The sequence below is a fragment of the Mesorhizobium sp. Arg314 genome, from assembly GCF_053714275.1.
This window is the reverse complement of the sequence record NZ_JBSKBP010000141.1, coordinates 1-2,613: the sequence shown is the minus strand read 5'-3', so window position 1 is coordinate 2,613 and position 2,613 is coordinate 1. Positions and strand designations below refer to the sequence as shown.

1 protein-coding gene is annotated in these 2,613 nt (G+C 63.9%); it reads right to left on the bottom strand.

Annotated features, from left to right (window positions below; genetic code table 11):
- Positions 1–73: 73 nt before the first annotated feature.
- Positions 74–2,395, bottom strand: a complete 2,322-nt coding sequence (locus ACWGS9_RS34555; protein ID WP_454509405.1) for a PAS domain-containing sensor histidine kinase — start codon at positions 2,393–2,395, stop codon at positions 74–76.
- Positions 2,396–2,613: the final 218 nt, after the last annotated feature.

The following is a 2,613-nucleotide window of genomic DNA, read 5'->3' as shown; positions in this document are numbered from 1 at the left end:
CGCTTTTCGATTCTCGTTTGGACTCCAATTCCGACTTGCTTGGCAGTCGGTGCACGACTTTTTCAGCAACCTGTTAAGCCGCCGCCTTCACCGTCGGCGGCGCTTTCTTCAGCGGAATGCGCACCGATACGATGGTGCCGACGCCTTCGGTCGAGCGGATCTTCAGCGCGCCGCCCTGCAACTCGGCCAGCGAGCGTGAGATGGCGAGGCCGAGGCCGGAGCCGGTGTGGTTCTTGGAGAACTGGTTCTGCACCTGCTCGAACGGCCGGCCGAGCTTGCTCAGCGCCTGCTTGGGAATGCCGCAGCCATTATCCTCGATGGTGAGCAGCAGCGCCCCCGAGGTGTTGCGTGCCCTGACCGTGATCTTGCCGCCCTGACCGGTGAACTTCACCGCGTTGGAGAGCAGGTTGATGGCGATCTGCTTGATCGCGCGGCGGTCGGCGTAAAGCCGCATCGAGTCGGCGATGCGCGTCTCGACATTGATCGACTTCTCCGCCGCCTGCAGCGAGATCACCCGCACCGTCTCCTTGATCAGCGGGCAGAGATCGATCTCCTCGCGGTCGAGCGAGAACTGGCCGGCCTCGATCTTCGACATGTCGAGGATGTCGTTGATGACGCCGAGCAGGTATTTGCCGCTGCCGTTGATGTCGGCTGCGTATTCCTCGTAGCGCTCGGAGCCGAGCGGCCCGAACAGGCCCTGCTCCATCAGCTCGGAGAAGCCGATGATGGCGTTGAGCGGTGTGCGCAATTCATGCGACATGTTGGCGAGGAACTCCGACTTGGCGCGGTTGGCCGCCTCGGCTCGCTCGGTTTCCTTCATGTATTTGCGGTTGAGCTCGACCAGTTCGCTGGCGCGTTCCTCCTCGGCGCGCCGCGCTAGGCTGAGATCGTGGATCGTCGCCATCAGCCGGCGCTCGCTGTCGACCAGCTTTTCCTGATGCAGCTTGATCTGGGTGATGTCCGAGCCGACCGAGACGACGCCGCCGTCGCGGGTCCTGAGCTCGTTGACCTGCAGCCAGCGGCCGTCGGCAAGCTGGCGCTCGAGCGTAATGCCGCCATGCGGCCCGTTGGCATTGGCCAACCTGCGCTCCGAGGCGAAGGCCAGCATGCGCTCCTCCAGCATATCGCGGGTCGCGCCCGGTACCACGTCGCGGTCAGACAGTCCGTTGTCTTTCTGGAACTTCGAATTGCACATGATCAGCCGTTCGGCGGCATCCCACAGCACGAAGGATTCGTTGATGTTCTCGATCGCGGTCCTGAGCCGCATGTCTGCCGCTTCCGAACGCAGCGCCAGGTGCCGCTGCTCGGTGACGTCGACGGCGATACCGATCAGTTGGATCTCCGGCGCCTCCGGGTCGATGACCTGGGCGCGGGCCCGCATCCACACCCACTGTCCGTCGGCGTGGCGCATGCGGAAGACCTGGTCGATATGGTCGATCTCGCGTTCGACGATGCGGTTGGCAAGCTCGAACAGGTCGCCGTCTTCGGGGTGGATGATCTCGTCGACCTCACCGAAGGAGAGCATCGCATCGCAAGGCTCATAGCCCAGCATGTCGTACATCGAGCGCGACCAGTACATCTTGCCGCGCACCATGTCCCAGTCCCACAGGCCGCAGCGGCCGCGTACCAGCGCCATGTCGATGCGCTGATGCGCCTCGAGGTAGATGCGGTCCGCCGCCTGGGCGCGCGCAGCCTGGCCGAAATAGGCGTATAGGATGACGATCAGAACGCCCGCCGTCAGCACGAAGAGCGTGACATTGAGCGACATCGACTTGCGCCAGCTGTCGAACACCGCTTCCTGCGGCACCAGCACGGCCGCCGCGTGTCTGCGGTCGCCGGTGAGGCTGACGGCGGCAAACCAGTCCTGTCCGCAGATGCTGACATCCATCACGCCGGCATCGTCGCCGAACATGAACAGCGGCTGGCCGCCCAGCACGAGACCGTCGAGCGTGCGGCCCTGCCAGCCCGTCGACAATGGCGAGACAGCGATGACCTTGAAGGAGGCGTCGGTGATGGCGAGCACATGGGCTCGGCTCATGGCGCCCTGGCGGCTGGTGCTTTCCAGGAGGCCTATGGCATTGGCGCCGGCCGCGCTGGGGTCCGCGGTGATTGCCTGCGCCATCTGGCCGGCCGCCAGCGCCAGCACCGCCTTGGCGTCGCGCTCGATCTCGTCATGCTCGTTCATCAGCGACAAGAAGCGCAATGCCGCGATGACGATTAGGAAAACGACGATCAGCGCCGGGATCGACCGACGCAGCAGCGGCTCGGCGGCTAAGAGCCGCTGATAGGTGGGTTCGGCGATCAGGCGCGTATTGCCGGCAAGTCCATCGCTCCTTGCCTTGCGACGCGCAAAAGCCTTCCCTCCGGGCGCGCCCCACGCGTCCGCCTTCGCCATAAATGGCACTCCCCGATCTGCCGTATACTGGATGACCCGGATACGCCGCACGCCCGAATCGCCATTAAAGAATCAAAGGCGATTCGCCTTGTCCAGAGGCGCGGCCAAAAAAGATTAAAAGTTGATTGAAATTTGTCTTTTCCCTTCTCCCCTTGTGGGAGAAGGTGGCCGCGAAGCGGCCGGATGAGGGGTGTTCCAGGGAACACCAACGCCTCACT

What these genes read in the sequence shown, in the direction of transcription:
- ACWGS9_RS34555 (WP_454509405.1), bottom strand. Translation starts at nt 2,395, where the DNA reads ATGGCGAAGGCGGACGCGTGGGGCGCGCCCGGAGGGAAGGCTTTTGCG.